The organism is Sphingopyxis sp. GW821-FHT02C12 (assembly GCF_059421785.1).
Genome location: NZ_JBWKVQ010000002.1, coordinates 1,256,891 through 1,272,381 on the forward strand (window position 1 = coordinate 1,256,891; position 15,491 = coordinate 1,272,381).

Below are 15,491 nucleotides of genomic sequence, written 5' to 3' on the forward strand. Positions count from 1 at the left end.
CGTGCCTTGGGACATAGGTTTATCCGATAATATATATTATGTTAAATTGATCGATAGGTAGCGGGCGACTGCTTTCCCAATCGTTCGTCATTGCGGGCGAACGAAGGAGTCCAGAGCGGTTCATGCCCGCCCTAGATTGCCGCGTCGCTTCGCTCCTCGCAATGACGAGGCCCTAAGCATAAGTCACGTCACGGCCTGCCATGTTCGGATCACGAGGAAAATCAGTCCGAAGATCGCGATCCAGGCCAGTGCCATCTTGATCCAGTCCTTCATCGGCAATTGGCGCGCGACGAGTGCGCTGACCACCAGCGCCAGCGAACCGATCCCCCAGATCAGATTGACGCCCATGTCGGTCACAACTGCACCTCCAGCCCGTCATAGCCCGGCTCGACGCCCGGCGGCAGTTCGCCTGCAAGGTCGTCGTAATCCATCGTATTGTCCATATGGGTGATGATCGCGCGCGGATTTCCAACCTTTTCCAGCGCCGCGAGCGACATGGCCAGATGCGGATGTGTCGGGTGCGGATAGCGGCGCAGCGCGTCGATCACGAACAGATCGACACCCTGGAAAAAATCGACCATTTCGTCAGTAAATTTCGAGAAATCAGTCGCATAGCCGATCTTGTGGACACCATCGCTGAAGATGAGTCCGCTGGCCTTGATCGGGCCGTGCGGCATTTCGATCGCCGACACCTCAAGGGGGCCGATCGATTGATGGTCGAGCAGGTCGATCGGATCGACCAACGCCGGATAGCCGGCGTTCCCTGCAAAGGCGTAGGTAAAGCGCCATTTGAGCGTGTCGAGCACATGGTTGCGGGCGTAAGCCGGCACCTGCGAGCCGCGCAGATGCATGATCTGGCGCAGGTCGTCGAGGCCATGGCAGTGGTCGGCATGTTCGTGGGTCCAGATGATGCCATCGACCGCCCCGACCTCGGCATCGAGCAGTTGCAGCCGCATGTCGGGGCTGGTGTCGACGAGCAGGCGGAAACCGCCCAAGGAGATCAGGATCGACGAGCGACTGCGCAGGTTGCGCGGATTGTCGGGATCGCACTGCCCCCAGTCATTGCCGATCCGCGGCACCCCCGACGAGGTACCGCAACCCAGGATGCGAACTTTCATAGTGCGGCCTTCATGCCAGACGTGACGTCATGGCGCCGCCTTGCTGAACAAATGGTAGAAATTTGCGCTTGTCGCGGCGCCCAGGACCGCCCTGTCCTCGCCGCGCAGATCGGCGAGATAGGCGAGGGTGTCGGCGACAAAAGCCGGTTCGCCGGTCTTGCCGCGGTGCGGGACGGGGGCAAGGAAGGGGGAATCGGTTTCGATCAGCAGCCGATCCTGCGGTAGCCACCGCGCGGTGGCCTGAAGATCGGCGGCGTTCTTGAAGGTCACGATGCCCGAGATCGAGATATAGAGGCCGAGCGCCAGGGCCTGCCTTGCAAAATCGTCGCTGGCGGTGAAGCAGTGGATCACGCCGGGGAATGTCGCCCTGCCCATCTCCTCGCCGAGCAGCGCGAGCGTATCTTCCTCGGCATCGCGGGTGTGGACGATGATCGGCAGGCCGGTCGCCTGCGACGCGTGGATGTGGCGGCGGAAACTGTCCCGCTGCCGTTGCCGGTCGCTCTTGTCGTAATAATAGTCGAGCCCGGTTTCGCCGATTCCGATGACGCGCGGGTGCGCGGCGCGCTCGACGAGCTTCGCGGTGTCGACGTCGGGATGGTGGTCGGCGTCGTGCGGATGGATGCCGACGCTGGCCCAGACGTCGCGGTTCGCCTCGGCGGCGGCGAGCACATCGTCCCATTCGCTTTCGCGCGTCGCGATGTTGAGCATCGCGGTGACGCCGCGGTCGCGGGCGCGCGCCAGCACCTCGCCCTGCTGTTCGGCAAGCCCCTTGTAGTTGAGGTGGCAGTGCGAATCGACGAGCATCAGATGATGTCCATGTTCTCGTCATTGCGAGGAGCGTAGCGACGAAGCAATCCAGGGTGGCGCAAGGCCGCCCTGGATTGCTTCGCTTCGCTCGCAATGACGAAGTTTATGGGGGCGATCATTCCCCTTCCCCCTCGGGCAGTTCGAGACGCGGGAAAATCGGGACGGGCTGGCCGACGGTGAAGCCGCTGCCCGCTAGCCTGGCGAGCCAGTCGGTGTCGGCGAGCGCCGCAAAGTCGCGCGCGTCGGCCGCGATGCCCATCTGGTCGAGCAGATTGTCGGCGGCGGCTGGCACGACCGGGCGGATGGCGATCGCGAGGTCGCGAACGGCGATGAAGAGAATCATGAGCACAGCGGCCATTCGCTCAGGATCGGTCTTGCGCAGCGCCCAAGGGGCCATTTCATCCACGTACTGATTGCATGCAAAAACTGCCCTCAGCCAAGCCTCAATGCCGACTGAAAAATTCAGTTTCTCAAACTCGCGCGGAAGTTCCGAAGCGCAGGCAATTTTCACGGTGGCAAGCAAGTCCGCGTCCGCCTCCGCATTTTCTGGTATGACGGAAAGTTCACCGCCCAAATTCTTGAAAATCATCGACAAGCTACGCTGTGCCAGATTGCCGAAGCTGTTCGCGAGATCGGCGTTGGCGGCGCGCACGATCGCCTCGGCCGAATAGGTGCCGTCCTGGCCGAAGCTGACTTCGCGGAGCAGATAATAGCGCAGCGGGTCGACCCCGAAGGTGTCGGCGAGGGTCATCGGATCGACGACGTTGCCGAGCGATTTCGACATCTTTTCGCCGCGGTTGAGCAGGAAGCCGTGTCCGAACACCTGTTTGGGCAAAGGCAGATTGGCGCTCATCAGGAAGGCCGGCCAGTAAACCGTATGAAAACGAACGATATCCTTGCCGATCATATGGATGTCGGCGGGCCAGAATTTGCCCCATTCTCTGTCGGTATCGGGATAGCCGAGCGCCGACATATAGGTGGTCAGCGCATCGACCCAGACATACATGACATGGCCAGGCGATCCCGGCACCGGCCCCCCCCAGTCGAAGCTGGTACGCGACACGCTGAGATCCTTGAGCCCGCCCTCGACGAAGCGCAGCACTTCGTTGCGGCGGCTTTCGGGGCGGATGAAATCGGGGTTCGCCTCATAGAGCGCGAGCAACTTGTCCTGATAGGCCGAGAGGCGGAAGAACCAGCTTTCTTCGACGGTCCATTCGACCGCGGTCCCCTGCGGCGAGAGCTTGGCCTCCCCTTCCCCCGCGATCAGTTCGCTTTCATCATAAAAGGCCTCGTCGCGGACCGAATACCAGCCCTCGTAGCGGTCGAGATAGAGATCGCCATTGGCTTCCATCGCGCGCCACAAGGCCTGCGACGCGGCGTGATGCGCGGGGTCGGATGTGCGCATGAAATGGTCGAAACTGATATTCAGTTTGGCATACATCTCACGGAAATACCCCGACATTTCGTCAGCAAGTTCGATCGTCGGGCGCCCCTGGTCGCGCGCCGTCTGAAACATTTTGAGGCCATGTTCGTCGGTGCCGGTGGTCAGCCGCACGTCGCGGCCGCGGGCGCGCTGGAACCGCGCCATGACATCGGTCGCGATCGCCTCATAGGCGTGGCCGATATGCGGGCGGCCATTGGGGTAGCTGATCGCGGTGGTGATGTAGAAAGGGGTGTTGGTTTCGGACATGGCCGCGCCTTAGCGGGTGCGGGGCGGAAGGGGAAGTGGCCCCTTCCCCCGCGTCAGCGCGCCGGCATGCCGCGCGGCGCCAGTTCGGCGAGGCAATTGCCGATCTCGAACCCAACCATCGCGCCGTCATACGACCCGCGGATCGCATCGCGAACGGTGCGTTGCACCCTGTCCCATTGCGCGAGCACCGGCGCGATCTCGGCAATCGGCCGCTCGCGTGCGATGCGGGCGAGCAGGCCGGGGACGATGTCGATGACGAGTTCGAGTTTGGGTCGGTTGGCGGTGCCGCCGACCTCGCGCGCGAGCGCTTCTCGCAGGCGATTGCCGGGGTCGCCCGAGCTGGCGATGGCGAGCAGCTTCTTTTCCATCGCGCCGACGTCGCTGTCGATCAGCGCGAGCGCCTTGCCGGGGACGCCGCCCGACGCGGCGACGGTGGCGCGAAGCTCGGCCATATCGGCCATCGGGCGCAATTCGTGCAGCCACGCCGTCATGACGTCATGATCAACCGGTTGAAAACGCACCGTTCTGCACCGCGAGCGAATTGTCGGGAGCAGGCGCCCCGGCGAGTGGCTGATCAGGATGAAGACGGTCTGCGCCGGCGGTTCCTCGAGCGTCTTGAGCAGAGCGTTGGACGCGGCAGGCTCCAGATCGTCGATCGCGTCGACGATGATGACGCGCCAGTCGCCGAGCGACAGCGAGAAGTGAAGACGGGTTTTCAGCTCGCGCACCTGGTCGATCGTGATGTTGCGCGCGAGGTCCTTGCCCTTGTCCTTCACCTGTCGGTTGAGGTGGAGAATCTCGGGATGGTTGCCCGCGGCGACGAGGCGGTCGGCGGCGGTATCGCCGGGGTCGTCGAGCGGGATCGCGGCGCTCGCCCCGCCCTTGTCATGGGTGACGAGGAAGCGCGCGGCGCGCGCGGCGAAGGCGGCCTTGCCCATGCCCTGGGGCCCGGCGAGGAGCCAGGCGTGATGGAGCCGCCCGGCGGCCCAGGATTCGAGGAAAGCGCATTCGGCGTCCTGATGCCCGATCAGAGCCATGGTTCGAGGTCCACGAGGATGGCTGACGTCACGGCGTCGGCTGAACCCTCGGCGGCGACAACGCGCCAGCGACCCGGTTCGGCGGCGGCGATCGCGGCGAAGCGCGCGGAGAGGCGCGCCTGATAGTCGGCGGACTTGCTGCCCATACGGTCGGCGCCGGCGGCGTCACGGACCAAGAGACGCCTCGCGGCCTCGTCGGTGTCGACGGTGAGCAGGAAGCTGCGGTCGGGAAGCAGGCCTTCGGAGCCGATGCGATGGAGGGTGAGGATGTCGGCATCGGTCAGCCCGCCGCCGGCGCCCTGATAGGCGCGCGATGAGTCGACGAAGCGGTCGCAGAGGACCCACGCGCCGCGTGCCAGCGCCGGGCGGATGGTGCGCGCGACATGGTCGGCGCGCGCGGCGGCGAAGAGCAAAGCCTCGCTGCGCGCGTCCCAGCGGTCGTCGCTGCCTTCCATCAACAGGGTACGGATCGCCTCGGCGCCGGGGCTGCCGCCGGGTTCGCGGGTGGTCACGACATCGACCCCGCGCGCGGCGAGCGCGGCGGCGAGGGCGCGGATCTGGGTCGACTTGCCGACCCCCTCGCCGCCCTCGAGCGTGATGAAGCGGCCGCTCACAGTCCGGTGAGCCGGTAGAAGCCGGTGCGCGCGCGGTCGAGCCAGCCGCCCTCCCCCACATCGGTCGCGGCGAGTAGCGGCGTGATTTGCGGCGGCAGGCCGTCGGGTGTAACGATAAGGTCGGCGACACGGGTGCCGCGCGCGATCGGCGCGGCGAGCGGACTCTGGCTGCGCACGGTCGCGCGATAGCCGCCCCGATAGCCCGCGGGCACGGTCATGCGGACCGGGATGGCGGCTTCGGCGGCAAGGGTGGGCCTTGCCCCCTGCCCCACGTCGATCTGGCCGACCTTGGCGCCGGCGGGGACGATCTCACGCCCTTCCCAGGCATCGAAGCCCCAGGCCATCAGCCGCTCGGCCTCGTCGCGGCGCGCCTTTTCGCTGCTCATCCCCGCGACGACCATGATCAGGCGGCGCCCGTCGCGCTTCGCCGAGCCGAGGAAGCAATAGCCGGCGTCGGCGGTGTGGCCGGTCTTGAGCCCGTCGGCCCCCGCGAACCGTCCGAGGATCGGGTTGCGGTTCGGCTGGACGATCGGCTTGCCATCGGGCGATTTGCCGTGCCGGAGGCTGGAAATTGAGAAATAGCGCGCATATCCCGCAGGATGGTCGCGGATCAGCCGGTCGGCGAGCGTGATCAGGTCGGCCGCCGAGACCTTGGTGACGCCGCCGTCGGGCCAGCCGCTGGGAGTACCGAAGCGGCTCGACTTCATATCAATCTTTTTCGCTACCTCGTTCATTCTCTTGACGAAAGCATCCTCGCTGCCGTCGATGCCGACCGCGAGCGCGGTCGCGGCGTCATTGCCCGAGACGGTGATCAGTCCCTTGAGCAGCTCGTCGACGCTCACCTTCTCGCGGGCGCGGAGGAACATCGTCGAGCCGCCGCGGCGGGCGTTCCATTGTTTCCAGGTCGCGTCGTCGACAGTGAAGACCGTGTCGCGCGACAGCTTGCCCGCCTTGATCAGGTCGAGGACGACATAGGCGGTCATCACCTTGGCCATCGAGGCGGGGGCGAAGCGTTTGTCGGCGCCGCGCGAAAACAGGATCGCGCCCGAATCGAGATCCTTGAGCATCACGATCGGCGCCTGGGTGACGTAAAGCGGACGGCTCACCGCTGCCGGCGCCTTTTGGGCGGGTGCCTTTTTCGCGGGCGGATTGGCGGCGGGCGCGGCGGCGGGGACGAGCAGCAGCGCGAACGCCGCCAAGGCCGCGCCCCCTGCCCTTGTTTTACTGTGCTGGTATCCCGTCATCGGGCGTCAGCGGTCGCGCTGGACCTGCGCGTCGCGGAACCCCTTGGCCTTGGCCTTGCCGGCGGCGCTCACCGCCTCGGCCTCGCTGGCGAAGGGCCCCATGCGCACGCGCCAGAGGTTGCCCGCCTTGGTCACCGTGCCGCCGACCGATTTCGCGGCGGCATTGGCGCGGCTCTGGCTGCTGAAGGCGGCGACCTGCACGGCATAGCTGCCGGTCGTGGCGGGAACGGGTTTGGCGACGGGCGGCGGGGGTGCCGGTTTCGCGGCGGCGGGCTTGATTGTCGCCGGCTTGCTCGCGGGCTTGGCACCCGGACCTTCGACGATGAAACGGTCGCCGCCCGGCGCGGGGGCCGAGGGGGTGGGTTTGCTCGCGGTCGCCGCGACTACACCGGCAGGCGCCGGCCTGTCCTTGAGCTTGTTGCGGAGCAGGACGAGCAACGTATCGGGGGTCGCAAGCCGTTCGCCAACAGCGCCGCCGCTGCGCAGCTGCGCCTTTTCGGCCATCGGCGGATTGGTGCGGCGGACGCGCACGGCCGCGACGCCGCCGGTGAGGCCGAGCTGCTGTGCGGCGCCGCGCGACAGGTCGATCAACCGGTCATTGGCCATCGGCCCGCGGTCGTTGACGCGCACGACGATGGTGCGTCCGGTATCGAGCGCGGTCACCTCGACATAGCTCGGCAACGGCAGCGTCTTGTGCGCCGCGCTGATCCCGTCGGGATTGAACGGTTCGCCGATCGCGGTTGGCGAACCGGTGAGTTCCTCGCCATACCAACTGGCATAGCCGACATCGTCGTAATCGGCGATGTCGGACGGAGTGTAGGTGGTGCCGGCCACCGTGAAGGGCGCGCCGAGCTTGGGCGGGCCGTCGACCAGCGCGCCGCCGCCGGGTGCGGGCGTCGGCCCGGCCACGGGGCCACCATCGCGCTTGCCATCGACACTTCCGCAACCCGCCAGCAGCAATGTCGCCGCCAGCATGACCCCCCTATTACCGATCGATTTCATCCGCCAGCAACCCCACAGACAGTGCGTAAAAATTGGAACAATTGTAATCGAGTATCGCACGATAATTGCCGGTCAGCAAATAAGCGGTGCGTCCCGGCCCGTCGGGTTCGAGCAAGGTCGCCTGGACGCGACCGTCGGGCCAATTGCCGCCCGCCAGCTGGAAGCCATCGGCGCGCCATTCGGCGACAGAGCGCCAGCGGCTGTGGCGCGCGAAAACGCGCGGGCAGCGGGTGGGTTCGAGCTTGCTGGCGACGCGCGTCCGGTTGAACCCGGCGGGAACGCTGACCGCGACGCCCCAGGGCTGCCCGGCGCGCCAGCCGGCGCGGCGCAGATAGGCGCCGATCGATTCGATCGCATCGGCCTCGCTCGACCAGATATTCGCCTTGCCATCGCCGTCGCCGTCCTCGGCAACCTGCAGATAGACCGAGGGCAGGAATTGCGGATAGCCGAAGGCGCCGGCCCAGCTGCCCTTGAGCACCTGTCGCGGCACGCCCTGTTCGACCATCTGCAATGTCGCGAGGAATTCGGGTTCGAACAGGCTGCGGCGGCGCCCTTCATAGGCAAGGGTCGCCAGCGCCTCGGGCAGGTCGAAATTGCCGGTGACCTGGCCGTAAGCGGTTTCATGGCCGTAGATCGCGATCATGATGCTGGTCGGCACCCCGGTGCGCTGCTCGATGCGCGACAGCAAGGGCAGCAGCCGATCGTGGACGCGGCGTCCGCCGCCGATGCGCGCGGCGTCGACATGCTTGGCCTTGTACGGCGCGAAAGCGGGGATCGGGGTGTCGTTGCTGGGCGGCGCGCCGAGATTGTCGCGGTCGAGTGCGACGACCCGCGCGTTATAGCGCAGCCCCGCGGTGACGCGGTCGAAGGTCGCGCGCGACACACCCCGCGCCTGCGCCTTGGGCCATAGCGACTGGATATAGGTATCGAAGCCGGGGTCGCCGCTTTGGGCATGGAGCGGCGCCGAGGCGGTGAGCATCCACGCCGACACGAACGCCGCGAGCAGCGAGAAAAAGCGTGTGATTCCGAAACTTGCAGTGCGCATCATGTCCCACCCCATAAGCAAGGTCTGACACAGATGCACGCTGAATGACCAGCCTGCGACCCGATGAAGCGAGTCATAAGCGCGGCGGACGGAGAACCGCCGGCTCGCCGCGCCGCCGGACAAGGTTTCGCTTGCCGCAAGCCGCGCGCGCGCTATGGCGCGGGCGGAGGACAGGTGGCCGAGTGGTTTAAGGCAGCGGTCTTGAAAACCGCCGTGGGTGCAAGCTCACCGTGGGTTCGAATCCCACCCTGTCCGCCAAAAGCCGAGGGCAATCAGAAATTCCAGGCCAGCGTTCCCAGCCAGCTGTGCGAACCGAAGTTGCCCTTGAAGGTCTGGCCGCCCTGGATGCTGGTATATTTGAAGCCTTCGCCGTGGATGAGGCGATATTTGACGCCAAGGTCGAGGTTCTTCGACAACGGGATATAGGCGCCGACGATGGCCTGTCCGACCAGCCGGGTCGATGATGCGTCGATGAACGGATCGAGCAGCAGGCGGCTGCGGAAGCGGCTGGCTTTCACATTCTGAAACCCGATGCCAAGGCCGCCGTAAAGGCCGATTTTCCCGTTGCCGCCGGTTTCGACGATGATGTTCGCCATCAGCGCTTTGCGGTGCGTATAGCCTTTGACATCGGGATAGAGCGCCGGCTGCGCGACTTCGGGACCGGTGAGCAAGGTCGGCACGTTGACGATATAGTCGTGAATACGGCTGCGCTGGGCGATGAACTCACCCTCTGCGCGGATCGTCCCGAAGTCGTAACCGACTGAAAGCGCCGTATCGAACTGGCCGGTGTGATAATCGACGCGGTTCGCCTGCTTTATGCCATCGACACGAAATTCGGTGTCGAGCGGATCGGTGAGCCCGAGCGCATATTGGACATAGGCTTCGCCGTCGCGCGCCTGGACGGCGGTCGGCGCCAACAAGGTGGATGCCAGTATCGCCGCGGCCAGCACGGCGGAACAGCTGTTGCTCGAAATCATGACCTACCCCACCCGATTGCCGATCGACGATATGGCCGGATTTCCGATGGCACAATCGAAAGCAGCCCTATCGCGCAGGTGATAGGGCCATATTTACAACTCTTTATCCACCGATAAATACGGCGGCTCGCGCCTCGTCTCGACCGTCAGATGGGCGATTTCCGATATGCTCGCCAGCCGCCGGCGGATCGCGTTACAGTCGCCGCCATCGACCGAGACGATGGCGGCGTGCGCGGCGGGGCCGACGCGCCAGACGTGGAGGTCGGCGAGGCGGATGTCGCCTTCGGCCTCGAGGGTGTCGCGGATCTTCGCCTCGAGCGCGGGTTCGCTGCTGTCGAGCAGCACCGACGCGGTGTCGCGGATCAGCGACCAGGCCCAGATGGCGATGACGACGGCGCCGACGATGCCGATGACGGGGTCGAGCCAGATCCATCCGAGGTACCGCCCGCCGAGCAGCGCCGCGATCGCCATCACCGAGGTCAGCGCATCGGCGAGGACATGGAGATAGGCCGAGCGCATATTGTTGTCGCTGTGCCGCGCAGGCTTGGCATGGTCGTGGTGGTGGTGATCGTGGCCGTGACCATGGTGATCATGGTCGTCGTGCGCATGATTGTGGTGCGCATGGCCGTGGCTATGCCCCGGACCATGGCTGTGACCACCGCCGAGCAGCACCGCGCAGACGATGTTCACCACGAGGCCGATGGTGGCGACGATGGTGGCGTCGAGGAAGTCGACCGGGCGCGGATCAAGCAGGCGTTGCGCCGATTCAAAGGCGATACCGAGCGCGACGATGCCGAGGATCAGTGCCGAGGCGAAGCCGGCGAGGTCGCCGACCTTGCCGGTGCCGAAGCTGTAGCGCGGGTTGCGGGCATGTTTGCGCGCATAAGCATATGCGATGGCGGCAATGCCGAGCGCGCCGGCGTGGGTCGCCATATGAAAGCCGTCGGCGAGCAGCGCCATCGAGTTGTAGGCGATCCCCGCGACGATTTCGGCGACCATCATCACCGCGGTGATCGCGACCACCCACAGGGTGCGGCGGCCGTTTTCGTCGTGGCCGGGGCCGAGGAAGACATGGTCGTGGGTGAGGTCGTCGACCTGGCTATCGAAAGACATTGTGCCGCCCCTATTTGCCGTAGCGCCGGATGACCGTCAGCAGCTCGTCCGCCGCTTCGCTGCGCTCCGCGTCGGTGAGTCCCGGACGCGCGAGATGTTCGCGGACATGGTCCTCGACCAGTTCGTCGGCGAGCCCGAGGACCGCCCCGCGAACTCCCGCGACATGGTGCAGCACCGCCGAACAACTGGCGTCGTCGATGATCGCCTTTTCGATCGCGGCGACTTGTCCGGCGATCCGGCGGACGCGAGCAAGGAGTTGATCCTTGTTGGGTTTCAGATGCGACATGGGATAGCCCCCTACCCTATATTGCCTGTCATGAACAGCCGCAGACGCATCAATGCGCGCTGACCTTCGAGAAGAGGTTCATCACCGCGACGCCGCTGATGATCAACCCCATACCGACGATCGCGGGCGCATCGAGCTTCTGGCCCTGAAACGCCCAGGCGACGGCGGCGATCAGCACGATGCCCGCCCCCGACCAGATCGCATAGGCGATGCCGGTCGGGATGGTGCGCAGGGTGAGCGAGAGGAAATAGAAGGCGATGGCATAGCCGACGACGGTGACGACCGACGGCAGCAATTTGGTGAAGCCCGCCGACCATTTGAGGCACGAGGTCGCGATGACCTCCGCGACGATCGCCAGCGCCAGATAGAGATAGTTCATCGCCTTCTCCTTCCCTGCGGCGTCAGCCGAACAGGCCGGCCGCCTGTATCAGCACCCAGATGCCGATGACGAGGAAAAGTACGGCGGCGACCTTGCGCACCGTGTCGAGATTGACGCGCTTGAGCAGTTCGTGGCCGAGGAAGATCGCCGGGACATTGGCGATCATCATGCCGAGGGTGGTGCCGGTCGTGACGAGCAGCACGCTGTGATATTGGGCGCCGAGCGCGATCGTCGCGACCTGCGTCTTGTCGCCCATTTCGACGAGGAAGAAGGCGACGAGCGTGGTCAGGAAGGCGCCGAAGCGCGGCTTGGGGGCTTCATCGTCGTCGAGCTTGTCGGGGACGAGGGTCCATGCCGCCATCGCGATGAAGCTGAGGCCGATGGCATAGCGGAAGACCGGGCTGTCAAGAAACGACGCCGCGGACGCGCCGAGCAGCGCGGCGAGCGCGTGGTTGGCGAGGGTGGCGAAGAGAATGCCGAAGATGATCGGCACCGGCTTGTTGAAGCGCGTCGCGAGCAGGATCGCGAGCAATTGCGTCTTGTCGCCGATTTCGGCGAGCGCGACGACGGCGGTCGAGGTGAAGAGGGCTTCCATGGATAGACTCCGGGGCCGGGCGGCGTTGCGATTCCAACGGACATCGATACCCGCCGCCCGGCCCGGACGTGGGGTCGATGCCATTGGTCTCGCCCAAGCGGTGTTCCCGCTTCCACCGCACCACGGCCTCTCGACCGAGTATGTTGACACGATGGCCCGTCCTGAACGGACGGCTGGCTACTCCCCAGATGACGGGGCGGGGTTAGACGGGGACGCTTCGGGAGGCAAGGCTTTTGGTTCCGCCTCCCCCGCATCCTTCGCCGCCTTGTCCGCCGCCGCGATGTCGGCGTCCATTGCCTTGGCGCGCGCGTCGATTTCCTTTGCCGCCTTGTCGAAGCGATCCTCGAACTTCGGCTCCTCCTTGCAGGCGGCGAGGAGCAGGGGCAGCAGGAGGAGCGCGGCGCGCATCAATAATCCTTGCGGTAGCGGACGCTGAAATTGGTCTGGCCCGATCCGCCGGCCTGGCTGAGGATCGACAGCGCCGGGGTCAGGCTGATTTCGAGCTGGGTCGCGGTGTAGCCGCGGCCGTCGGTGATCACCTCGATATAGATATCGTTGGTGATGTGCTGGCCCGCCGCGAGCGCGGTGCCGCGCCCCTGCGTATCGTCGGGGCTGAGCACCCGGAGGCGGTCGATGCCGGTCGCCGATTGTAGCGCGCCGAGCGGGCTGAGGCCACCGCTGCCGCGCAGGCTGTTGAGCGAAGCGGCAAGCTGGACCGCCTGCAGCGGCGACAACGCGGTGATCGAATCACCGAACAGGATGCGCGACACGATCTCGTCCTGCGGCAGGCCGGGGACGCTGGAGAAGGCGATCTGCGGGTTCTGGGCGCGGCCCGACACGTTGACGGTGACAGTGACCTCGTCGAACGTGTCGCTCGCGATCAGGCGGATCGACGGATCATAGGCATCGCCGGTCGGGAAGGTCACCCTGCCCTCTTCGAGGTCGAACGAGCGGCCCGCGAAACCGAGCGTCCCGCGCACCAGTTCGATCTCGCCGGTGACGCGCGGCGCTTCCGTCGTGCCCTTCAGCGTGACGTCGGCCATCCATTCGGATTCGAGACCCATGCCGCTGACATAGATTTCGTCGCCGGCGCGCAGGCGGACGTCGAGGCGGATCAGGTCGAACAGGCTGCCGCCCACCGCGGCCATGCCGTCGCCGCTGATCCGCTGGCGCCCCGCGGGCGGCTTGCGGCGGACGCCGGTGAGAACGGGCACGCTCGCGGCGCCCTGACGGACGATCTTGTAGCGCGTTTCGGGGAGGCGGAGATCGCCCGAGAGCAGCGCGGTCTGACCCGCGACCTTTTCGAGCGTCAAATTGCCGGTGGCGCGCGCCGCCAGATTGTCGCTGCGCGCGAGGCGGGCGTTGTCGAGTACGGCGTCGATCTTCATCGGATAGCCGCTCGCCGCGGCAAGGCTGACATAGCCCGACGCCTTGACGGTGCCGTCGCCGGCGGTCGCGGTCATCTGTTCGATTTCGAGGCGGTCGCCCGAGAAGCGGCCGTTGACGACCATGTTGGTCAGCCGCGTGCCATAGGTCAGATTCTCATAGGTCAGCGCATTGCCGCGCACGACCCCGTTCAGGCAGGGGGCCATCAGGCGGCAGCTGAAGTCAGCGGCGACGCCGATCGGCCCGGCGATACGCTGGTCGCCCGACCCGACGAAAGAGAAGAGCGTGTCGGCGGGGCCGTTGTAGCGGATGCCGCCGCTGAGCGGCGCGGCCTGCAGGCGGGTCATCCAGGTGCCGGCACCGGGGGGCAGCGGACGCAGCGAGGCCTGGAGGCGACCGATGACGCTGCCGCGCTTGCGCATCACCGCGCTGGCCTCGCCGCCGTCGGCGAGCAGCTTGCCGGCGAAATTGACGTCGACCGGCTGGCTGACCGTCGCGGCGGTGGTGCGGGTGAAGCCGGTGATCGTCAGGCGTGCGTCGGCGCGCGGGAAGCTGTCGGCGCTGGCCTGTTCGAAATCGAGGCTGCCCGTCGCGCGGCCGCCGAGGCCGAGGTCGGGGTAGACGGCGTTGAGCATCGCGAGATTGACGCGGTCGAGCCGGCTCTGGACCATGATGCCGTCGCCAAACCGCCCCGCGAGCCGCGCGCTGCTGCCGCGGCCGAAATCGATGTTGGTGGGCAGCAGTTCATACCCGTCCTTGCCGGGGATGACGCGCGCCGGGCTGGTGGTGCGGAAATTGATGCCGGTGGCGCGGCCCTGCACCGACGCGCGCCACAGGTTCGGCTGGAGATCGGCATTGGCGGCGACGCGGAACGGCACGCCGCTCGTCCCCTCGACCAGCGCCTGCGCCTTGCCGGTGCCGTTCTGGTAATCGATCTTGACTCGGCCTACGGCGATATCGAATTCGCGAATGCGCGTCTGGGCGATCTGGATGTCGGCGATGATGCGCGGCTGGTCGTAGAGGATGACATCGGCATCGACGATCGCCGAGCCGATCGCGAGTTGGGCCGGCCCGGGCAGCACGACATTGTTGGCGCGCACGTTGATCGCCGCCGCCTGATATTGGCCCGCTGCACTCAACCGGACAAGGCCGCCCAATCCTTGTCCCGAGGCGTCGAGCTGGCCGACGAAGGGGCCGGCGGCGCTCTGCACGAGCTGTCCCTTGAAACCGATGCCCGACAGGTCGCCGCGCTCGATATCGATCGTCAGCGGCCCCTTGGCGGTGAGCAGCACGACGTCGGCGGCGAGCGGGCCATAGTCGGTGTCGCCGGTTGCGGCGAGGCGGTAGCCGCCGGTTGCGCCGGTGATCCGCGCGACGAGGTTCTGGAGCCCAATGCCGAGGCCCGGGCGATCGGCGGTGAGCGTCGCGCGCGGATCGGTGATCGTGCCCGCGAGTTGCAGGCCGAGCGGGCCATATTCGGTCGAGGACGCGCGGGCGGTCAGGTTGATCTGGCCGTTCGGGCTATAGCTCCCCTGCCCGCTGGTCACGCGCATCAGGGGTGCGTTGAGGCGCAGGTTGGCGAAGCGAATGATCCCATCGGTGCCGTAGCGCACGTCGCTCGACGCCACGGCGTTGCCGCCGAGGACATTGCGGACGCCCGAGTTGAAGAGCTGGGTCGAGCGCGCGCGAACGCGGCCGACGATTTCGAACCCGCCGTTGGCCGCGGTCTTGAGGTCGGCGTCGGTGTCGATGTCGAAGATGCCGACGCTTTCGATACGATAATCGTCGATCCGCCCATCGATGGCGCCGGTGTAGAAACCGCGGTTGAGGTCGGCGATCAGGATCGCCTTGGCGTCGATCCGGCTCGACCGCAGGCGCATGTTGTCGCTGAGCAGGCGGCCGTCCTTGTACGCGAGGTCGCCGTTGAGGCTCACCTGAACCAACGTGCCGCCGGCGACGGTGTCGAGGCCGCGGATGCGGCTGGCGCGGCCCGCGACGGGGATGAAGATCTGGTCGGGATCGACGCGCGCCTTGCCCGACAGGGTCAGCGCCTCGATGACGATGTCGTTGACCGCGAGGCTGGTCGCATTCGCCTGATATTCGACCGTCGGCAGGCGGAACGCGACGGGGATGAAGATCTGGTCGGGATCGACGCGCGCCTTGCCCGACAGGGTCAGCGCCTCGATGACGATGTCGTT

At 66.3% G+C, this 15,491-nt stretch carries 16 protein-coding genes and 1 tRNA gene; 1 reads left to right on the forward strand and 16 read right to left on the reverse strand.

Features of this window, described 5'->3' with window-relative positions:
• Positions 1-183: 183 nt before the first annotated feature.
• From AC07U1_RS21335 to AC07U1_RS21375, 9 genes are all read right to left on the reverse strand, one after another.
• Entirely contained in the window at positions 184-357 is a 174-nt protein-coding gene (locus AC07U1_RS21335; RefSeq protein ID WP_495178481.1) for a hypothetical protein, read from the reverse strand.
• Positions 354-1,118 carry an MBL fold metallo-hydrolase gene (locus AC07U1_RS21340; protein WP_187140157.1) on the reverse strand — a complete coding sequence of 255 codons (765 nt, stop codon included), beginning with the start codon at positions 1,116-1,118 and terminating at the stop codon, positions 354-356. The genes AC07U1_RS21335 and AC07U1_RS21340 overlap by 4 nt, the downstream gene beginning before the upstream one ends.
• Positions 1,119-1,145: 27 nt before the next feature.
• Positions 1,146-1,922, reverse strand: coding sequence for a TatD family hydrolase (locus AC07U1_RS21345; protein WP_495177599.1), 777 nt, complete (start codon positions 1,920-1,922; stop codon positions 1,146-1,148).
• A gap of 118 nt (positions 1,923-2,040) precedes the next feature.
• Positions 2,041-3,615, reverse strand: coding sequence for a methionine--tRNA ligase (metG, locus tag AC07U1_RS21350; protein ID WP_495197798.1), 1,575 nt, complete (start codon positions 3,613-3,615; stop codon positions 2,041-2,043).
• Positions 3,616-3,668: 53 nt separating this feature from the next.
• Positions 3,669-4,652, reverse strand: coding sequence for a DNA polymerase III subunit delta' (locus tag AC07U1_RS21355; RefSeq protein ID WP_495177597.1), 984 nt, complete (start codon positions 4,650-4,652; stop codon positions 3,669-3,671).
• Positions 4,643-5,266: a dTMP kinase gene (tmk, locus tag AC07U1_RS21360; protein ID WP_495177596.1), complete on the reverse strand. Its 624-nt coding sequence runs from the start codon at positions 5,264-5,266 to the stop codon at positions 4,643-4,645. Before tmk ends, AC07U1_RS21355 begins: the two co-directional genes overlap by 10 nt.
• A complete protein-coding gene (locus AC07U1_RS21365) occupies positions 5,263-6,465 on the reverse strand; it encodes a D-alanyl-D-alanine carboxypeptidase family protein (protein ID WP_495177595.1) in 1,203 nt (400 codons plus the stop codon). The genes tmk and AC07U1_RS21365 overlap by 4 nt, the downstream gene beginning before the upstream one ends.
• Before the next feature lie 51 nt (positions 6,466-6,516).
• Entirely contained in the window at positions 6,517-7,512 is a 996-nt protein-coding gene (locus tag AC07U1_RS21370; RefSeq protein ID WP_495177594.1) for a septal ring lytic transglycosylase RlpA family protein, read from the reverse strand.
• The gene (locus AC07U1_RS21375) at positions 7,496-8,560 is read right to left on the reverse strand and encodes a lytic murein transglycosylase (protein ID WP_495177593.1); all 1,065 of its coding nucleotides are present in this window, start codon (positions 8,558-8,560) and stop codon (positions 7,496-7,498) included. Before AC07U1_RS21375 ends, AC07U1_RS21370 begins: the two co-directional genes overlap by 17 nt.
• Positions 8,561-8,725: 165 nt before the next feature.
• Here AC07U1_RS21375 and AC07U1_RS21380 point away from each other — a divergent pair.
• Positions 8,726-8,815, forward strand: a tRNA-Ser gene (locus AC07U1_RS21380).
• A 14-nt stretch (positions 8,816-8,829) separates the two neighbouring features.
• On the opposite strand, the gene AC07U1_RS21385 is transcribed toward AC07U1_RS21380, so the two are convergent.
• From AC07U1_RS21385 to AC07U1_RS21415, 7 genes are all read right to left on the reverse strand, one after another.
• Positions 8,830-9,534 carry an outer membrane beta-barrel protein gene (locus AC07U1_RS21385; protein ID WP_187140149.1) on the reverse strand — a complete coding sequence of 235 codons (705 nt, stop codon included), beginning with the start codon at positions 9,532-9,534 and terminating at the stop codon, positions 8,830-8,832.
• 93 nt (positions 9,535-9,627) lie between these two features.
• Positions 9,628-10,647: a CDF family Co(II)/Ni(II) efflux transporter DmeF gene (gene dmeF / locus AC07U1_RS21390; RefSeq protein ID WP_495177592.1), complete on the reverse strand. Its 1,020-nt coding sequence runs from the start codon at positions 10,645-10,647 to the stop codon at positions 9,628-9,630.
• Between the two features lie 10 nt (positions 10,648-10,657).
• Positions 10,658-10,933 carry a metal/formaldehyde-sensitive transcriptional repressor gene (locus AC07U1_RS21395; RefSeq protein ID WP_056351476.1) on the reverse strand — a complete coding sequence of 92 codons (276 nt, stop codon included), beginning with the start codon at positions 10,931-10,933 and terminating at the stop codon, positions 10,658-10,660.
• 49 nt (positions 10,934-10,982) lie between these two features.
• The gene (locus AC07U1_RS21400) at positions 10,983-11,312 is read right to left on the reverse strand and encodes an SMR family transporter (protein WP_187140147.1); all 330 of its coding nucleotides are present in this window, start codon (positions 11,310-11,312) and stop codon (positions 10,983-10,985) included.
• A 22-nt stretch (positions 11,313-11,334) separates the two neighbouring features.
• Positions 11,335-11,907 (reverse strand): TMEM165/GDT1 family protein, encoded by a 573-nt coding sequence (locus AC07U1_RS21405; protein ID WP_187140146.1) that lies wholly within the window; start codon positions 11,905-11,907, stop codon positions 11,335-11,337.
• Between the two features lie 177 nt (positions 11,908-12,084).
• The gene (locus AC07U1_RS21410) at positions 12,085-12,315 is read right to left on the reverse strand and encodes a hypothetical protein (RefSeq protein WP_056351484.1); all 231 of its coding nucleotides are present in this window, start codon (positions 12,313-12,315) and stop codon (positions 12,085-12,087) included.
• The coding region (locus tag AC07U1_RS21415) for a translocation/assembly module TamB domain-containing protein (RefSeq protein ID WP_495177591.1) at positions 12,315-15,491 on the reverse strand (3,177 nt) is incomplete at its 5' end. The genes AC07U1_RS21415 and AC07U1_RS21410, both read right to left, overlap by 1 nt.

What these genes read in the sequence shown, in the direction of transcription:
- AC07U1_RS21370 (WP_495177594.1), bottom strand. Translation starts at nt 7,512, where the DNA reads ATGAAATCGATCGGTAATAGGGGGGTCATGCTGGCGGCGACATTGCTG.
- AC07U1_RS21355 (WP_495177597.1), bottom strand. Translation starts at nt 4,652, where the DNA reads ATGGCTCTGATCGGGCATCAGGACGCCGAATGCGCTTTCCTCGAATCC.
- AC07U1_RS21345 (WP_495177599.1), bottom strand. Translation starts at nt 1,922, where the DNA reads ATGCTCGTCGATTCGCACTGCCACCTCAACTACAAGGGGCTTGCCGAA.
- AC07U1_RS21400 (WP_187140147.1), bottom strand. Translation starts at nt 11,312, where the DNA reads ATGAACTATCTCTATCTGGCGCTGGCGATCGTCGCGGAGGTCATCGCG.
- AC07U1_RS21405 (WP_187140146.1), bottom strand. Translation starts at nt 11,907, where the DNA reads ATGGAAGCCCTCTTCACCTCGACCGCCGTCGTCGCGCTCGCCGAAATC.
- metG (WP_495197798.1), bottom strand. Translation starts at nt 3,615, where the DNA reads ATGTCCGAAACCAACACCCCTTTCTACATCACCACCGCGATCAGCTAC.
- AC07U1_RS21410 (WP_056351484.1), bottom strand. Translation starts at nt 12,315, where the DNA reads ATGCGCGCCGCGCTCCTCCTGCTGCCCCTGCTCCTCGCCGCCTGCAAG.
- dmeF (WP_495177592.1), bottom strand. Translation starts at nt 10,647, where the DNA reads ATGTCTTTCGATAGCCAGGTCGACGACCTCACCCACGACCATGTCTTC.
- AC07U1_RS21375 (WP_495177593.1), bottom strand. Translation starts at nt 8,560, where the DNA reads ATGATGCGCACTGCAAGTTTCGGAATCACACGCTTTTTCTCGCTGCTC.
- AC07U1_RS21340 (WP_187140157.1), bottom strand. Translation starts at nt 1,118, where the DNA reads ATGAAAGTTCGCATCCTGGGTTGCGGTACCTCGTCGGGGGTGCCGCGG.
- AC07U1_RS21395 (WP_056351476.1), bottom strand. Translation starts at nt 10,933, where the DNA reads ATGTCGCATCTGAAACCCAACAAGGATCAACTCCTTGCTCGCGTCCGC.
- AC07U1_RS21385 (WP_187140149.1), bottom strand. Translation starts at nt 9,534, where the DNA reads ATGATTTCGAGCAACAGCTGTTCCGCCGTGCTGGCCGCGGCGATACTG.